The organism is Pseudomonas sp. S3_B08 (assembly GCF_054667725.1).
The window spans coordinates 2,627,640-2,642,890 of sequence record NZ_CP162750.1 but is presented as its reverse complement, the minus strand read 5'-3'; the positions used below and the strand labels follow the sequence as shown (position 1 = coordinate 2,642,890).

Sequence of the window (15,251 nt, the reverse complement as noted above, 5' to 3'; positions counted from 1 at the left end):
TTTACAGCCAGACGTTCAGCAAGCGCGCACCACGGGCCTCGCCATCGGCGAACTGCTGGCCGTTGCTGGTGAGGAAGCTTGTGCCGGTACTCGACTTGTCCCAGAACTGCCCGCGCATGAACACACTGACGCCGGCAATCGCGTGGCTGCTTGGCGGTTGCGCGGTGAGGGTCAGTCGGTGCCAGGCTTGACCTTCACTGAGGTCGCCGGGCTTGAGGCTGACCGAGCCCGGCGTGCTCGAACCCTTGTAGCCACGCCATGGCTTGTCCCAGGCGCCTTGGCCGATAACCTGCGCCGGCACGGCCACCAGTTGCGCGCCTTGCTCATCAAGGGTGCGGTAGTTGGCGGGGTACCAGCTGTCACTGCCGATCAGGATGCCCAAGCGTCCGGCCGGGGTATCGACGACCTGTATGGCGTGTTTGTCTTCGGCCTGAATCACACCTTGCTGATCAAAGATCGGATGCATCTGCCGTTGCGGCTGGCCCAACGGTACGCCGTCGCGAGCAAACACCACGCTGCTGTTGAACAGGGCGCCGCTGCCCGGCTTGAGCCGGCCGTCGCGGATGCTTGGCTCCGGCAGCACGATGGAGCCGGCCACCAGGGTGACCTGGAACTCCTTGGCCAGACCGCCGAACAGCGCCTGGTAATCCTTGGCCATGACTTTCGCTTTCATCCGCAGATAAGCGTCATCCAGGCGTTGCTCGCCCTTGGCCCGCAGCCAGGCACGGGCAAACAGCAGTGGATTGCTCGCCGCCAGCCAGTTCATTGCCTCCGCCAGCGTTGGCGCCTGATACAACTCGTCTTTCTCGCCGCTGATCATCAGCCAGGTGCCGACGTGCTCGGGCAACACCACCACGGTTTTTTCGTTGAGCAAGCCCTGATCGCGCGCCTGCTGCAGATACGCTGCGAGTTTGCGGTGCAGGCGTGCGGAGCTTTGGTAATCGGTGGGGAACAGTTCGGGCTGGATGCCGAGCAGATTGCCACGATCGCCGGGCGTGCCCTGATTGACGGCGAGCTCGATGCGCAGGTCCGACAGGTAATGTCCCGCCGGCCGGTCTGCCGCCCACATGGCATAGGTGGTCAGGGCGGCAACGAGGGCCATGGAGAAAAACAGATACAGAAGTTTGCGCATGAAAACCAACAACAGCCGGGTACAGGATGTGGCGACTAGGGTAGGGCTCATGGCCCGGGTTGCCAAGGGGCGCTGCGCATTTGGATCAATAACTTGTCAGTTACGGTCATTGAGTGACAGCGGTGCGACTCTTAGTCTGTCGAACATGACTGACGGGGGACACAGAGCTCCCGCAATTTTCCCGTGATCGCTCGTTGTGGAGTTACCGATGACCGCCGCTCATTACCCGCATCTGCTGGCCCCGCTGGACCTGGGATTCACCACGCTGCGCAACCGCACCCTGATGGGCTCGATGCACACTGGCCTTGAAGAAAAGCCGGGTGGCTTCGAACGCATGGCGGCGTACTTCGCCGAACGTGCCCGTGGCGGTGTCGGCCTGATGGTCACCGGCGGCATCGGCCCGAATGACGAGGGCGGCGTGTATTCCGGCGCGGCCAAGCTCACTACCGAGGAAGAGGCGCTCAAGCACCGCATCGTCACTCGCGCGGTGCACGAGGCGGGCGGCAAGATCTGCATGCAGATTCTTCACGCCGGGCGTTACGCCTACAGCCCGAAACAAGTAGCACCGAGCGCGATTCAGGCGCCGATCAACCCGTTCAAGCCCAAAGAGCTGGACGAAGAGGGCATCGAAAAGCAGATCAGTGATTTCGTGACCTGCTCGGTATTGGCGCAAACCGCCGAATACGACGGCGTCGAGATCATGGGCTCGGAAGGTTACTTCATTAACCAGTTCCTCGCCGCGCACACCAACCACCGCACTGACCGCTGGGGTGGCAGCTACGAAAACCGCATGCGCCTGCCGGTAGAAATTGTCCGTCGTGTGCGCGAAGCGGTCGGGCCGAATTTCATTATCATCTTTCGCCTGTCGATGCTCGATCTGGTCGAAGGTGGCAGCACCTGGGATGAAATCGTCATGCTGGCCAAAGCCATCGAGCAGGCCGGTGCGACCATCATCAACACTGGTATCGGCTGGCACGAAGCGCGGATTCCGACCATCGCCACCAAGGTTCCACGTGCAGCGTTCAGCAAGGTTACGGCCAAGTTGCGCGGCTCGGTGAGCATCCCGCTGATCACCACCAACCGCATCAATACCCCGGAAATTGCCGAGCAGATTCTTGCCGAGGGCGATGCCGACATGGTCTCTATGGCCCGACCATTCCTCGCCGATCCGGACTTCGTCAACAAAGCCGCCGAAGGCCGCGCCGACGAAATCAACACCTGCATCGGCTGCAACCAGGCGTGCCTCGACCACACCTTTGGCGGCAAGCTCACCAGTTGCCTGGTCAACCCGCGCGCCTGCCACGAAACCGAACTCAATTACCTGCCGGTGCAGCAGATCAAGAAAATCGCTGTGGTCGGTGCCGGCCCTGCCGGCTTGTCTGCCGCCACCGTGGCCGCCGAGCGCGGTCATCAGGTGACGTTGTTCGATTCGGCCAGTGAGATCGGTGGCCAGTTCAACATTGCCAAGCGCGTGCCGGGCAAGGAGGAATTTTTCGAAACCCTGCGCTACTTCAACCGCAAGCTGCAAACCACCAATGTCGAGGTGTGCCTGAACACCCGCGTCGACGTGGCCAAGTTGGTTGAGGGCGGCTACGACGAAATCATTCTCGCCACCGGTATCGCCCCACGCGTGCCGGCGATTCCGGGCATCGAAAATGCCAAGGTGCTGAGTTATCTGGACGTGATCCTCGAGCGCAAACCGGTCGGCAAGCGTGTCGCGGTAATCGGTGCTGGCGGGATCGGTTTCGATGTCTCCGAATTCCTCGTTCATCAAGGCGTGGCCACCAGTCTGGATCGCGCGGCGTTCTGGAAAGAGTGGGGCATCGACACGCAACTGGAGGCCCGTGGTGGTGTGGCGGGAATCAAAGCGGCACCGCATGCGCCGGCCCGTGAGGTGTTCCTGTTGCAGCGCAAGAAAACCAAGGTTGGCGACGGTCTGGGCAAAACCACCGGCTGGATTCACCGCACCGGTCTGAAGAACAAACAGGTGCAGATGCTCAACAGCGTCGAATACCTGAGCATTGATGACCAAGGCTTGCACATTCGCATCGGCGAATCCGGCGAGCCGCAACTGCTGGCAGTGGACAACATCGTGATCTGCGCGGGGCAGGATCCGTTGCGTGAGTTGCACGATGGTCTGGTTGAAGCCGGGCAGAACGTGCACTTGATCGGCGGCGCGGATGTGGCGGCGGAGCTGGACGCCAAGCGCGCGATCAATCAGGGTTCGCGGCTGGCGGCTGAGTTGTAAACACATTCTGTAGGAGCTGCCGAAGGCTGCGATCTGTTGATCCTGATTTCAAAAGCAAGATCAAAAGATCGCAGCCTGCGGCAGCTCCTTGTATCTCGACTAACGCTCCGTCAGGAGCGATAGTTCTCGACTGATCATCGAGGGAGGGACTTGGAAGCCGCGCAGCTCCTTAGGCTTTTTGCCTGTGACGTAGATCGTGCTCCAGCCCTCCACACTCACTCGTACAGTTCGCACGGTATCTTGGGCCCGCCTGCGGCGAGAGCCCGCATTCGCAAGGTTGGACAGAGTGACGTGATGATCGCAACAGGGAACAAGTGGAGAAACGATCATGTCCGGTTTCGTTGGCGTCGACATCGCAAAGAACACCTTTGATATCGCTACACACCAGCCCAACGGCAAGCACAAAACCAAGGCCAAGCTGGCCAACGATCCAAAGGGCTTTAAAGAGTTTGAGGCGTGGCTAGAAAAAAACGCCGAGCGTTCGGCCCTGATCGTGATGGAAGCCACCAGCGTCTACCACTTGGAGCTCGCGGAATTCGTTTACAACAAAGGCTTCCGGGTCTGCGTCGTGAACCCGGCTACGACCAAAGCGTACGCTGACAGCGAACTGCGCCGCATCAAGACCGATAAAAGCGATGCCAAACTGATCGCCGACTTTGCCCGGGAAAAGGATCAAAAACTTCACCCATGGGCGCCTGAGCCGCTGAAATACCGCCAGTTAAAAGCAATGGTGCGCCGCCTGGATGACCTTCAGGAAATGGAACAAATGGAGCTTAATCGTCTGGACGTTTCCGACGAAAAGGTCAAAGACTCGATCAACTCCGTTCTGCGCCATATCGAAAAAGAGATCGTAGAAACGCATAAGGCGATCAAAAAACACATCGATGACGACCCGGATATGCGTCAGATGCGGGATCTCATCGTAACCATCGACGGCATCGGACAAAAAACGCTTGAACGATTGCTCGCCGAACTGGGTGACTTGCGCAAATACAGTGATCCTCGCCAACTGGTCGCTGCTGCAGGGCTCAATCCAAAGCTGCAGGAATCAGGAAAGCTCAAAGGTCACACCCTGATCTCAAGAGTAGGGTCAGCACGGCTGCGTGCAGGCCTTTACATGCCTGGCATGGTGGCGCTGAAACACAATAAGGCGATCAAGGCGATGAAAGAACGCCTGGAAGCCAATGGCAAGGCCCCCAAGCAGATCATCTGCGCAGCAATGCGCAAGCTGCTGCACTTCGTTTACGGAGTGCTCAAGTCAGGACTGCCATATGACCCGAAACTTGCGCTTGCCCGGTGAGGCTCAAGACGGTATCTACTAGTATGTGGTCTTTTCCAGATTGTGCAGTGCCCATGCTTTTGCCTCCCCCCAACTGGCTACCCCCGGCCCCTCTCGAACCGCTCTATCTGGACTGGCTTGCAGTTGCCGGCATCGAGGTCGCGATCCTGCGCCTGGACCGCATCGACCCGCTGATCAGCGGCAACAAGTGGTTCAAACTCGTCGAACACCTCAAAGCCGCCGAGCGTGCCGGCGCCGAGGGCATCATCAGCCTCGGCGGTGCGCATTCCAATCACCTGCATGCGCTGGCGGCGGCGGGCAAGCGGCTGGGTTTCAAAACCGTGGGACTGCTGCGCGGGCACCCGCAGGACACGCCGACAGTGCGGGATCTGCAAGCGTTTGACATGCAGTTGCATTGGCTGGGTTACGCCGGCTACCGCGCGCGGCACGAAGCGGGATTCTGGGTACCGTGGCACGCGCAATATCCTACGCTGCATGCAGTGCCCGAGGGCGGTGGTGGCGTGGCCGGCGCACTGGGTTGCGCAGCGATCAGGCAGCAAGCCGAAGAGCAATTGGCCAAGCTGGGCTGGGATGATTTCGACGCCTGGTGGCTGGCCTGCGGCACCGGCACGACACTGGCGGGGCTGGCGCTTGCCGATAAAGGCCAGCGCTCATTGTATGGCGCGCTGGCGGTACCGGATGATCACGGCGTAGCGCCGAACATCGAGTCGATCCTCGCGCCCGCCACCGAGCATGCGGCGGGCTATCAACTGATCGACGCCAGCCGTGGTGGTTTCGCCAAAGTTGACGAGGCGTTGCTGACCTTCATCGATCAGACCGAGCAAACCAGCGGCATCCCTTTGGAACCGCTGTACACCGGCAAGGCCTTGCTGGCGCTCAAGCAGCATGTCGAGTCAGGCGAATTCGCCATCGGCACGCGTCTGATCTTTATCCACACGGGGGGCTTGCAGGGGCGACGCGGATTTGCAATGACATAGCCGATGGACGCGATCAGTACATGCGTTTCGGCGTAATGATATTTGCAACACACAAAAGTCTTGTTTGTACGGTTTATTATTTCTGTTTATTTAAAGTTGTTGGTGTGCGTTGATCTGTGGGCGTAACTCTATGTTGCTTATATCTTGTAGGTTCTTTTGATTTGAATAGTTTGTTGTGCGTGATTATTGTTGGTTCGGCTCTTTAGTTTGTTATTAAAGATCATAATTATATTTGTAAATTTGAGTGTGAATATGAAAAGTCCGATCTCCAAGCCTCGCCCCACTACCACTACACCAAAGCCAGTGGCGCCAACCAAACCCGTAGCACCGACCAAACCCGTGGCACCGACCAAACCAGTAGCACCAACCAAACCGGTAGCGCCAACCAAGCCAGTAGCACCAACCAAACCGGTAGCGCCAACCAAGCCAGTAGCACCAACCAAACCGGTAGCGCCAACCAAGCCAGTAGCACCAACCAAACCGGTAGCGCCGACCAAGCCAGTGGCGCCGACCAAGCCAGTGGCGCCAACCAAGCCAGTAGCACCGACCAAACCAGTGGCGCCAACCAAACCGGTAGCCCCAACCAAACCAGTTGCGCCGACCGCACCAGTAGCGCCGGTCGATACCAAGCGTCCGCCAATGCCATGGCCGACTCTTAACATCAACATCGATCCGGTGGCCTTGATTACGCTGATTCAAACACTCGGTGCGACCGTCAATGTCGATGGTTCGACCACACTGCCTGACGGCAGCGTGGTTGACGTTGGTAAGACTTCGATCAAGCGTCCCGACGGCATCATTCAATATGACGACGGCCGGGTAGAGTATCCGGACGGGCGAATCGTGTGGTCTGATAATACCGTTGAATATCCGGATGGCCGTATTGTCTGGGAAGATGGAACTGAACAGTTGCCTGACGGAAGTGTTAAACATCCCGATGGTAGTGCGTACGACGCAGAGGGCAATCTTGTTTCAGAGTAAGTAATAACCGGGCAATATATTTATTCAAGACAGTGCAAAAAAACACCGCTGATTGTCATGGATCAGCGGTGTTCCGGTTATCGGCCTCAGGCGTTTTGCGGCATCTCACCGTTGGCCAGACGCTTGTTGATGTCGGCGATCACTTCCGGCAAATCGCTGATAGTGTCGATCATGTAATGCGGCCGCGAACTTGCGAACAGCGCGTGGATGCGCTTGCGCTCGCTGGCCAGTTCATCGCTGCCCAGCGCGCGGAAACCCTCATAATCCAGACCCAGCGCGTTGCCCGAGCAAATCAGCGCAACCGTCCACATGCCGGCCCGGCGACCTTCGAGAATGCCCGGCACGGTGTCGTCGATCTTCACGCACGCTGCAACATCGTCGATGCCCAGAGCGATCACATTTGCCAACGCTTGCGCCGGCCATGGACGACCGTTTGGCACTTCGTCGGTGGCGACCACGTGGTCGGCGACGTAGCCGTTGCTGGCGGCGAGTTCGACGACTTTGTCCATCACCGCTTTCGGGTAGCCGGAGCAGGAACCGATCTTGATCCCTTGCGCGCGCAGTTGGGCGATGGCGTCCAGCGCGCCGGGAATCAGTGCCGAGTGCTCGGCGATTTTCTCGATCTGTAACGGCATGAAGCGGTTGTAAATAGCGGTGACGTCATCGTCGGTCGGCGTGCGACCGAACACCTTGCGATAACGCTCGGCCACTTGCGGCTGATCACAGAGGGTGCGGATGTGATCCCACTTGCCCATGCCCATCGGCCCACGGGCCTCTTCAATCGACACCTGCACATCGAACTCGGCGAAGGCTTCGACGAAGATCTGCGTCGGCGCGAACGAGCCGAAATCGACCACGGTACCGGCCCAGTCGAGGATCGCGGCTTGCAGCTTGCTTGGATTGGTGTAGTTCATGGCAATCAATTCCTGATTTGAAAATGAGATCAAAATGTGGGAGCGAGCCTGCTCGCGAAAGCGGTCTGACATCAGCGTATGTGTCGCCTGGGACGACGCTTTCGCGAGCAGGCTCGCTCCCACAGGGGATTTTTGGTGAGGCTCAGATATCGAGCACTTCCATCTCGCGCAGCACTTCACCCACTGCTGCCACGGCCTGGCGCATTTCGTCCGGGGTGACGTGGCCGATGCAGCCGACGCGGAAAGTTTCGACCTGGGTCAGCTTGCCGGGGTAGAGGATGTAACCCTTGGCCTTGACCCGCTCATAGAAGTCCTTGAACTGGTAACGCGGACCCTGCGGCGCATGGAAAGTCGCGATGATCGGCGCCTGAATCGCCGCCGGCAGGAAGCTGCGCAAGCCGAGCTTGTTCATCTCTTCCATCAGCGCCTGACAGTTGGCGGCATAACGCGCATGCCGCGCCGGCAGACCGCCTTCTTCGCTGTATTGCAGTAGCGCTTCGTGCAGCGCCGCGACCACATGGGTGGGCGGGGTGAAGCGCCATTGCCCGGTTTTCATCATGTAGGCGTGCTGGTCGTACAGGTCCATCGCCAGCGAGTGCGAGTTGCCAGCCGCGGCGGCCAGCGATTCCTTGCGGGCGAAGACAAAACCCATCCCCGGTACACCTTCCAGGCATTTGCCGGAAGCGGCAATGAGCGCGTCGAACGGTACTTTTTGCGCATCCACCGGCAACGCGCCGAATGAGCTCATGGCGTCGATGATCAGACGTTTGCCGTGTTGCGCGACGACCTCGGCGATTTCTGCCAGCGGATTGAGAATGCCGGTGCTGGTTTCGCAGTGGATCAGCGCCACGTGGGTGATGTCAGCGTCGGCGCGCAGCAAACGGTCGACGTCGGCGGCAGTGGTCGGCTCGTCTTCGGCGGTTTCGAAGGTGCTGAACGAGCGGCCGAGCACTTCGCATATCTTCGCCAGCCGTTTGCCATACGCGCCGTTGATCAGCACGAGGATTTTGCCATCACGCGGTACCAACGTGCCGATCGCCGCTTCGACAGCGAACGTGCCGCTCCCCTGTAACGGTACGCAATGGTGGCTGGCGGCGCCGTTGAGGATGGCCAGCAATTGCTCGCACAGGCTGGCGGTCAGCTGGTTGAAGCGGTCATCCCACGAACCCCAGTCGACCATCATGGCCTGGCGGGTGCGGGCCGAAGTGGTCAACGGGCCGGGAGTGAGCAGAATCGGTGCGGCGGTACTCATTCGGGTGTCCTCGCGAAAACGCTGTGGGATGAAGCTACGGCGCCTACGTTGCAATTCGCCGCTGCATCAATCAAATTGTTTGTTGTTATGCCAGCCATCAGTGAGGGTTATCCATGAATCTGTTTCAGCTGCGCGCCTTCGATGCCGTGGCCCGCGAAGGCAGCTTCACCCGCGCGGCTGCGCGGTTGTTCATCAGCCAGCCGGCGGTCACCGGACACATCAAGGCACTGGAAGAGCACTACCAGATCACCTTGCTGCGGCGCACCGCGCGACGGGTGGAACTGACCGAGGAGGGCACCAAACTGGCGGCGATCACCCGCGCCATGTTCGGCCTGGCGGAAGAAGCGCAGACGCTGCTCGAGGCCAATCGGCAATTGTTGACCGGGCGTCTGGAGGTGGCGGCGGATGGGCCGCACATGGTCATGCCGATGCTGGCGAGTTTGCGCGCACGCTATCCGGGGATCACCGTCAACCTGCGTCTGGGCAACGCGCAGGAAACCCTGGCGGCGCTGTTGTCGGAACACGCCGATGTCGCGGTGCTGACCGAGGTCGAGCCGCGCAAGGGTCTGCATCTGCAAGCGCTGAGCGAATCGCGGATCTGCGCGTTGGTGCCGGCGGGGCATCGCTGGGCGAATCGCTCCGGGGAAGTGAAAGTCAAGGAGCTGGACCAAGTGATCATGGTCCTGCGCGAGCCGAGTTCGATTACCCGGCGCACTTTTGACCAGGCGTGTGCGCAGGCGTCGATTCAGCCGCGGGTGTTGCTGGAGCTGGACAGTCGCGAGGCGGTGACCGAAGCGGTCGCGGCCGAGTTGGGGGTCGGTTTGGTGTCATCGGTGGAGGTCAGTCATGACCCGCGCGTGGTGGCGATCCCGATTGCCGGGGAAGGGCTGGTGAACCGGCACATGATTGGCTGCATGGAGCGCCGGCGCGAGTTGCGCTTGATTCAGGCGTTTTTTTGATCTGGCGCCAGACTGAAAACCGAGGCGACTTTTTCGCGAGCAGGCTCGCTCCCACACTACAGAGCGCGGTCCCATGTGGGAGCGAGCCTGCTCGCGAAGGGGCCAATACTGTTTACACAAGGCTCTCGCGAACCATATCGAGAAACGTCGCCACCACCCGCCGCGAACTCTGTTCGCGCAAACACACCAGGGTTTCGGTCAGGCGCCTCGTGCAGTCGGTGATCGGCAACGCGCAGACCCGTGAGTCGGCGCCGAACTCCGCCGCTGAAACCACACCAACCCCGATCCCCACCACCACGGCTTCGCGCGCCGCTTCCCGACCTTCAACCTGAATCGCCGGGCGGATGCGCAAACCTGCGCGGGCCATTTCCTCTTCCAGGGTCTGCCGGGTCACCGAACCGATCTCACGCAGCACCAGCGGCGTGTCATCCAGATCGGCCAGACAGATCGATTCGCGCTCGGCCCACGGATGATTGCGCGAAACGAACGCCACCATCGGATCGTTGCGCAACGGCACACACAGCAAGCGTTCATCGGTTACGTCGCGGCCGAGCAGCGCCAGATCGGCCTGATAGTTGAACAGGCGAAACAGCGATTCATCGGTATTGCCGGTCTCGATTTTCACGCTGATGCCCGGGTAGCGCTCGCAGAACCGTGCGATCTGCGGCAACACGTGGATCGGCGCGTCCACCGCGAGAATCAGGCTGCCGGTCTGCAGGGCCTGGGATTCTTGCAGCAATTCCTGCGCTTCGGCTTCGATCACGAACAGGCGCTGAGTGATCGCCAGCAGGCGCTCGCCGAGATCGGTCAGGCGTACGGAACGTTTATTGCGGTGAAACAGCAGCACGCCGAAGCGTTCTTCGAGTTTGCGTACCTGGTCGGAAATCGCTGGTTGCGTCAGATAAAGCCGCTCGGCGGCGCGGGTGAAGCTGCCATGGACGGCCACCGCGTGGAACGCTTTGAGTTGGGCGTGAGAGACAGACATGGTGGCTCCAGTAACAAGCTCAGCTTATGTGTGAAATACGATAAATCGATTTTATTTATTAAACAGTAATTGCTTTGATCGGCTCACGCCATCGCTGACTGCTCGGTCGAGCAGCGGCGCCGGCCCATGAGCCTGTGCGTGCAACAGCAGACTCATCTGACCGTTATCGCCGAAGGGAAGGGGCGGTATCGCAGTGCTCAACAATAAAAAACACAGGCGTTTTTCTTAATCGATTCTGCCGGCACACTCACACCCTGAGGTCAGAACCACCATGAACAAGCACATCGGCACCCTGGCGCGTTGGCGCGTGCAGATCTTCGCTATTACCTGGCTCGCGTACGCCGCGTTCTACTTCACCCGCAAAGCGTTTTCGGTGGCCAAACTGGGCATCGCCGAAGACCCCGATTTCACCCTCGACAAAATGGCCATGGCCAACCTCGACGCGATCTATCTGGCGGCGTATGCCCTCGGACAGTTCACCTGGGGCATGCTCGCCGATCGCTTTGGCCCGCGAGTCGTAGTGCTTGGCGGTTTGCTGATATCCGCCGCTGCGGCGCTGGTGATGGGCAGTTTCGCTACATTGCCGATCTTCGCCACGTGCATGTTGATTCAAGGTCTGGCGCAGTCCACTGGCTGGTCCGGGCTGTGTAAAAACCTTGGCAGCTTCTTCCCGTCAGAGCAGCGCGGGCGCGTGCTCGGCTTGTGGAGTTCCTGTTACGCGTTTGGTGGTCTGGTCGCCTCGCCGTTCGCCGGCTGGTGGGCCTACACGCTGGTCGGCACCTGGCACGCGGCATTCATTTCCAGCGCGGCGGTGGTCGCGGTGGTGGCCGTGCTGTTCTTTATCTTCCAGCGCAACAAACCGGAAGACGTCGGCTTGCCGGCGGTGGAGCCGGAGCCGGAACTGACCGCCGAGGAAACCGCAGCCAACAGCAAACTCAGCGTGTGGGAGCCGTTAAAGGAAATCCTGCGCAACCGCACGGTGCTGGTGCTGGGCCTGGCGTATTTCCTGCTGAAACCGGCGCGCTACGCGATTCTGTTGTGGGGCCCGGTGATTGTTTTCGAGCAGATGCCCAGTGTCGGCAAGGTCGGCGCGGCGATCATTCCAACCGCGTTTGAACTGGCCGGATTGCTCGGGCCGATCATGATCGGCCTGGCCTCGGACAAACTCTTCGGCGCCCGACGCATGCCGGCCTGCGTGCTGAGTCTGTTGGCGCTGACCGTAACGCTGGCGCTGTTCATGGCTGCGCTGAACGCCGGCAGCGTGTTGTTGGTCGTCGCGTTGCTGTTCGTCATGGGCCTGACGTTGTACGGCCCGGACTCGATGATCAGCGGTGCGGCCGCCATCGATTTCGGCAAGGCCAAGGCCGGTGCCACCGCCGCCGGTTTCGTCAACGGCTGCGGCTCCGTTGGCGCAGTGCTCGGCGGTTTGCTGCCGGGCTACTTCGACTCGGTGACGGTGTTCATCGTCTTCGCCGGATGCGCGCTGTTCTCGGCGCTGGTGCTGATTCCGCACTGGAACAGTCGGCCGGTCGGCGTGATGGAGCCGCGCGCGGCGATCCCCAACTGCCCGCTGAGCGTCAAACCGCTGCGTTCCTGAAACCCTTCGCCCCGTCGCCTGCTGCGCGGTGCGCGGCAGGTTGCGTCGTGACCTTCTGACTGGAGATTTCCCATGCGACCGTTCTGGCTCGAGCAAGCCTTGCAGGCCGACCCATCCGAACAGTGTCCACCGCTGCAAGGCGAGGTGCGCACCGATGTGTGCATCGTTGGCGGTGGTTACACCGGATTGTGGACGGCGATCATGCTCAAGCAGCAAAACCCGGAGCTGGAGGTGTTGCTGATCGAAGCAGACATCTGCGGCGCTGGCGCCAGTGGCCGCAATGGCGGCTGTGCGCTGTCGTGGTCGGCGAAATATTTCACCCTGGAACGCTTGTTCGGCGTCGACGAGGCGGTGCGTCTGGTCAGGGAATCGGAGCGCAGCATCCATGCGATCGGCGAGTTCTGCGAGCAGTACGGCGTCGATGCCGACTACCGCCTCGACGGCACGCTGTATACCGCGACCAATCGCGCCCAGGTCGGCGCAACTGACGCGGTTATCGCGGCGCTGGAGCGTAACGGCATCAACTCGTTCAGCCAGCGACCGCTCGCCGATGTGCAGCGCATGGCTGGTTCAGCAAAACACCTGGAGGGCTGGTTTTCCCCGGCGGCTGCCAGCGTGCAACCGGGCAAACTGGTGCGCGGCCTGCGCCGGGTGGCGCTGCAATCGGGCGTGAAGATCCATGAAGGCACGGCGATGACCGGGCTGGAAGAGGGCCGCCCGGCACGCATCCACACGCCCGGCGGCAAGGTCATCGCCGACCGGGTGGTGCTGGCGATGAATGCGTGGATGGCCCGCGCGTTTCCTCAGTTCGAGCGCAGTGTGGCGATCGTTTCCAGTGACATGCTGATCACCGAACCGCGCCCGGACCTGTTGCAGCAAATCGGTTTGACCAGCGGCGTCAGCGTCCTCGATTCGCGGATTTTCGTGCATTACTACCACAACACCCCGGACGGCCGGATCATGCTCGGCAAGGGCGGCAACACCTTCGCCTATGGCGGGCGGATGCTGCCGGTGTTCGATCAGCCGTCGCCTTATGCCGGCTTGCTCAAGCGCAGTCTCGCGGATTTTTTCCCGGCGTTCGCCGAGGTCAACATCGACGCGACGTGGAACGGCCCATCGGATCGTTCGGTGACCGGTTTGCCGTTTTTCGGCCAGATGAGCTCGGCGGGCAACGTGTTTTACGGCTTCGGTTATTCCGGCAGCGGCGTCGGCCCGTGTCACATGGGCGGGCAGATTCTCGCCGCGCTGGTGCAAGGCCTGGATAACCCGTGGACCCGCTCGCCGCTGGTCAACGGGCCGCTGGGTTATTTCCCGCCGGAACCGATTCGCTACCTCGGCTCGCTGATGGTGCGCAACGCCATCCGCCGCAAGGAGCGCGCCGAAGATCACGGGCGCCGGCCTCGGCATCTGGACGTGCGCCTGGCCGGGTTCGCGGCGGCGGCGGGCAAGGCGGACAAAGGCTGAGGCGCCGATCAATGCTCGGCGCGGTGGCTCAGCCAGTCGAGCAACAGGCTGTCGCGCACGGGCTCTGATTCGCGCTCCGGCGGCTGGCGTGCGTGGCTGAGGCACAGGATCGGTCGGTCCGGATCGCTGTCGAGGAAACTCACCCACACTTCACTGCCGGCGCGCGGTAATTGATCGACGGCGACGGGGCCGCTGAGCCGGCTCATGGCGATCGGCAGCCACAGGGCGTCGCTGGCGGATTTATCCTCAGCCGGCCACAGGCTTACAGCGAGGCAGCCGTTTTCGTCCACTTGCGCAGGTTGCCCAGGCGAACCCGCCACTTTTGCCAAGTGATAACCGGCAATATTCGGGCGAGTTTGTTTGAGTGGCGGACGGAAATCGGTCGACCAGGGCTGCGCAGTGAAGTCGTTGTGATAACGCTGAACGCTTGGCGCCGGATCAAGGATCGAAGGGTGCTGCCCGTGGTGGCACACCGCGCTGATCAGCCATTGTTCGTTGAAATGATGAATCGGGTGGTCGGCCACAAGCAGCAGTCGTCCACTGAGCAAATCGCTGCAATCACTGCGCCCGTGAATGGAGCGCAACTGGCAGCGTTGGCGTTGCAGATGACGTCGACTGCGTTGCTCGGCGTGCAGACGTTCCGGCGATCGCGCGGGCATCGGCAACTCGGTCGAGACCTCGTTGGCGGCTTCGGCATTGCCGGTTGGCTGACCGCGATTGCGCACCGCATGCAGCATCGGTACAGGCGCCGCGCGATGCTGTTGATAGAGCGCGCTGATGCAGGGCGACGGTGGTTGCTCATCAGCACTGAAAGGGATTTCGACCGGTTCCTGCGGCAGGCTCAGGCTGTCGTCAGCGAACACCACGACGTGTCCGTCCGGCCCGTGTTCGAAGTGATAGTGGATGCCTTCTTCTTCGCATAGCCGCTGCGCCAGTGCCAGATCGCTTTCTTCGTACTGAATGCAAAACGCCCTTGCCGGGTAGTGACCGACGCTCATTTCAATGCGGTAGCTGTGCGCTGGCAGGGCATGTTCTTCGAGCAGTTGTTGAATGATCTGCGGCACACTCAGGTGAGTAAACACGCGGCGCTTATGCGTTTGCGCCAGTTGTTGCAGATACGGCACCAGAATCAGTCGATAGCCGACCCGATGCGTCCCGCGATGTTCGCAGCTGGCGCTGGAAATGACGCCGTGGAATCCGTGCTGCTCACTGAGCCGCAAAAAGGCTGGCCTGTGCAGGAAGGATCCCGGGACGATGGCCGGGGCCAGTCCGAGCAGTTCGATGTCGAAACGGTAAGGCTGGTTCAGCGCTTCCTCGCCGCGAAAACGCACCACCGGCAGGCGCAATCCGCTGTCGGTCAGCGTAAGGGTGAAGGGACTTTCCTTGTCATTGAGCATTCGAGCAGGCCCTGTCAGGCGATACGGGGTTTCAAGGGTACGAAA

The 15,251-nt window shown here is 60.8% G+C and carries 13 protein-coding genes; 7 read left to right on the top strand and 6 right to left on the bottom strand.

The window, feature by feature from the left end; translation table 11 throughout:
- Position 1: 1 nt before the first annotated feature.
- Positions 2-1,132, bottom strand: coding sequence for a nitrilase-related carbon-nitrogen hydrolase (locus tag AB4N73_RS11910; protein ID WP_460143489.1), 1,131 nt, complete (start codon positions 1,130-1,132; stop codon positions 2-4).
- Between the two features lie 208 nt (positions 1,133-1,340).
- On the opposite strand from AB4N73_RS11910, the gene AB4N73_RS11905 reads away from it, so the two are divergent.
- From AB4N73_RS11905 to AB4N73_RS11895, 3 genes are all read left to right on the top strand, one after another.
- Positions 1,341-3,380 (top strand): NADPH-dependent 2,4-dienoyl-CoA reductase, encoded by a 2,040-nt coding sequence (locus AB4N73_RS11905; RefSeq protein WP_056788766.1) that lies wholly within the window; start codon positions 1,341-1,343, stop codon positions 3,378-3,380.
- 328 nt (positions 3,381-3,708) lie between these two features.
- On the top strand, positions 3,709-4,680 hold the full coding sequence (locus AB4N73_RS11900; protein WP_056786210.1) for an IS110 family RNA-guided transposase: 972 nt from the start codon (positions 3,709-3,711) through the stop codon (positions 4,678-4,680).
- A 53-nt stretch (positions 4,681-4,733) separates the two neighbouring features.
- Positions 4,734-5,657 (top strand): 1-aminocyclopropane-1-carboxylate deaminase/D-cysteine desulfhydrase, encoded by a 924-nt coding sequence (locus AB4N73_RS11895; protein WP_236168549.1) that lies wholly within the window; start codon positions 4,734-4,736, stop codon positions 5,655-5,657.
- 137 nt (positions 5,658-5,794) lie between these two features.
- Here the strand turns inward: AB4N73_RS11895 and AB4N73_RS11890 are convergent, their stop codons facing one another.
- Entirely contained in the window at positions 5,795-6,319 is a 525-nt protein-coding gene (locus tag AB4N73_RS11890) for a collagen-like protein (RefSeq protein ID WP_290127631.1), read from the bottom strand.
- Between AB4N73_RS11890 and AB4N73_RS11885 the strand changes: the two genes are divergently transcribed.
- Entirely contained in the window at positions 6,297-6,638 is a 342-nt protein-coding gene (locus AB4N73_RS11885; protein ID WP_236168550.1) for a hypothetical protein, read from the top strand. The two genes, AB4N73_RS11890 and AB4N73_RS11885, sit on opposite strands and share 23 nt — an antisense overlap.
- A gap of 86 nt (positions 6,639-6,724) precedes the next feature.
- Here the strand turns inward: AB4N73_RS11885 and phnX are convergent, their stop codons facing one another.
- Positions 6,725-7,552 carry a phosphonoacetaldehyde hydrolase gene (phnX, locus tag AB4N73_RS11880; RefSeq protein ID WP_122703718.1) on the bottom strand — a complete coding sequence of 276 codons (828 nt, stop codon included), beginning with the start codon at positions 7,550-7,552 and terminating at the stop codon, positions 6,725-6,727.
- Positions 7,553-7,694: 142 nt separating this feature from the next.
- A complete protein-coding gene (locus tag AB4N73_RS11875) occupies positions 7,695-8,804 on the bottom strand; it encodes a 2-aminoethylphosphonate--pyruvate transaminase (RefSeq protein ID WP_236168551.1) in 1,110 nt (369 codons plus the stop codon).
- A gap of 113 nt (positions 8,805-8,917) precedes the next feature.
- Here AB4N73_RS11875 and AB4N73_RS11870 point away from each other — a divergent pair, with 113 nt between their 5' ends.
- A complete protein-coding gene (locus tag AB4N73_RS11870; protein ID WP_460143488.1) occupies positions 8,918-9,763 on the top strand; it encodes a LysR substrate-binding domain-containing protein in 846 nt (281 codons plus the stop codon).
- 112 nt (positions 9,764-9,875) lie between these two features.
- Here the strand turns inward: AB4N73_RS11870 and AB4N73_RS11865 are convergent, their stop codons facing one another.
- A complete protein-coding gene (locus AB4N73_RS11865; RefSeq protein WP_122612111.1) occupies positions 9,876-10,748 on the bottom strand; it encodes a LysR family transcriptional regulator in 873 nt (290 codons plus the stop codon).
- Positions 10,749-11,019: 271 nt separating this feature from the next.
- On the opposite strand from AB4N73_RS11865, the gene AB4N73_RS11860 reads away from it, so the two are divergent.
- Positions 11,020-12,345: an MFS transporter gene (locus AB4N73_RS11860; RefSeq protein ID WP_460143487.1), complete on the top strand. Its 1,326-nt coding sequence runs from the start codon at positions 11,020-11,022 to the stop codon at positions 12,343-12,345.
- Between the two features lie 72 nt (positions 12,346-12,417).
- Positions 12,418-13,809 (top strand): FAD-dependent oxidoreductase, encoded by a 1,392-nt coding sequence (locus AB4N73_RS11855; protein WP_460143486.1) that lies wholly within the window; start codon positions 12,418-12,420, stop codon positions 13,807-13,809.
- Between the two features lie 8 nt (positions 13,810-13,817).
- On the opposite strand, the gene AB4N73_RS11850 is transcribed toward AB4N73_RS11855, so the two are convergent.
- Positions 13,818-15,206, bottom strand: a complete 1,389-nt coding sequence (locus AB4N73_RS11850) for a type VI secretion system Vgr family protein (RefSeq protein WP_460143485.1) — start codon at positions 15,204-15,206, stop codon at positions 13,818-13,820.
- Positions 15,207-15,251: the final 45 nt, after the last annotated feature.

Bases quoted from the DNA above. Each gene is read 5' to 3' on its own strand.
- AB4N73_RS11910 (WP_460143489.1), bottom strand. From the start codon at position 1,132: ATGCGCAAACTTCTGTATCTGTTTTTCTCCATGGCCCTCGTTGCCGCC.
- AB4N73_RS11905 (WP_056788766.1), top strand. From the start codon at position 1,341: ATGACCGCCGCTCATTACCCGCATCTGCTGGCCCCGCTGGACCTGGGA.
- AB4N73_RS11900 (WP_056786210.1), top strand. From the start codon at position 3,709: ATGTCCGGTTTCGTTGGCGTCGACATCGCAAAGAACACCTTTGATATC.
- AB4N73_RS11895 (WP_236168549.1), top strand. From the start codon at position 4,734: ATGCTTTTGCCTCCCCCCAACTGGCTACCCCCGGCCCCTCTCGAACCG.
- AB4N73_RS11885 (WP_236168550.1), top strand. From the start codon at position 6,297: ATGCCATGGCCGACTCTTAACATCAACATCGATCCGGTGGCCTTGATT.
- AB4N73_RS11890 (WP_290127631.1), bottom strand. From the start codon at position 6,319: ATGTTAAGAGTCGGCCATGGCATTGGCGGACGCTTGGTATCGACCGGC.
- phnX (WP_122703718.1), bottom strand. From the start codon at position 7,552: ATGAACTACACCAATCCAAGCAAGCTGCAAGCCGCGATCCTCGACTGG.
- AB4N73_RS11875 (WP_236168551.1), bottom strand. From the start codon at position 8,804: ATGAGTACCGCCGCACCGATTCTGCTCACTCCCGGCCCGTTGACCACT.
- AB4N73_RS11870 (WP_460143488.1), top strand. From the start codon at position 8,918: ATGAATCTGTTTCAGCTGCGCGCCTTCGATGCCGTGGCCCGCGAAGGC.
- AB4N73_RS11865 (WP_122612111.1), bottom strand. From the start codon at position 10,748: ATGTCTGTCTCTCACGCCCAACTCAAAGCGTTCCACGCGGTGGCCGTC.
- AB4N73_RS11860 (WP_460143487.1), top strand. From the start codon at position 11,020: ATGAACAAGCACATCGGCACCCTGGCGCGTTGGCGCGTGCAGATCTTC.
- AB4N73_RS11855 (WP_460143486.1), top strand. From the start codon at position 12,418: ATGCGACCGTTCTGGCTCGAGCAAGCCTTGCAGGCCGACCCATCCGAA.
- AB4N73_RS11850 (WP_460143485.1), bottom strand. From the start codon at position 15,206: ATGCTCAATGACAAGGAAAGTCCCTTCACCCTTACGCTGACCGACAGC.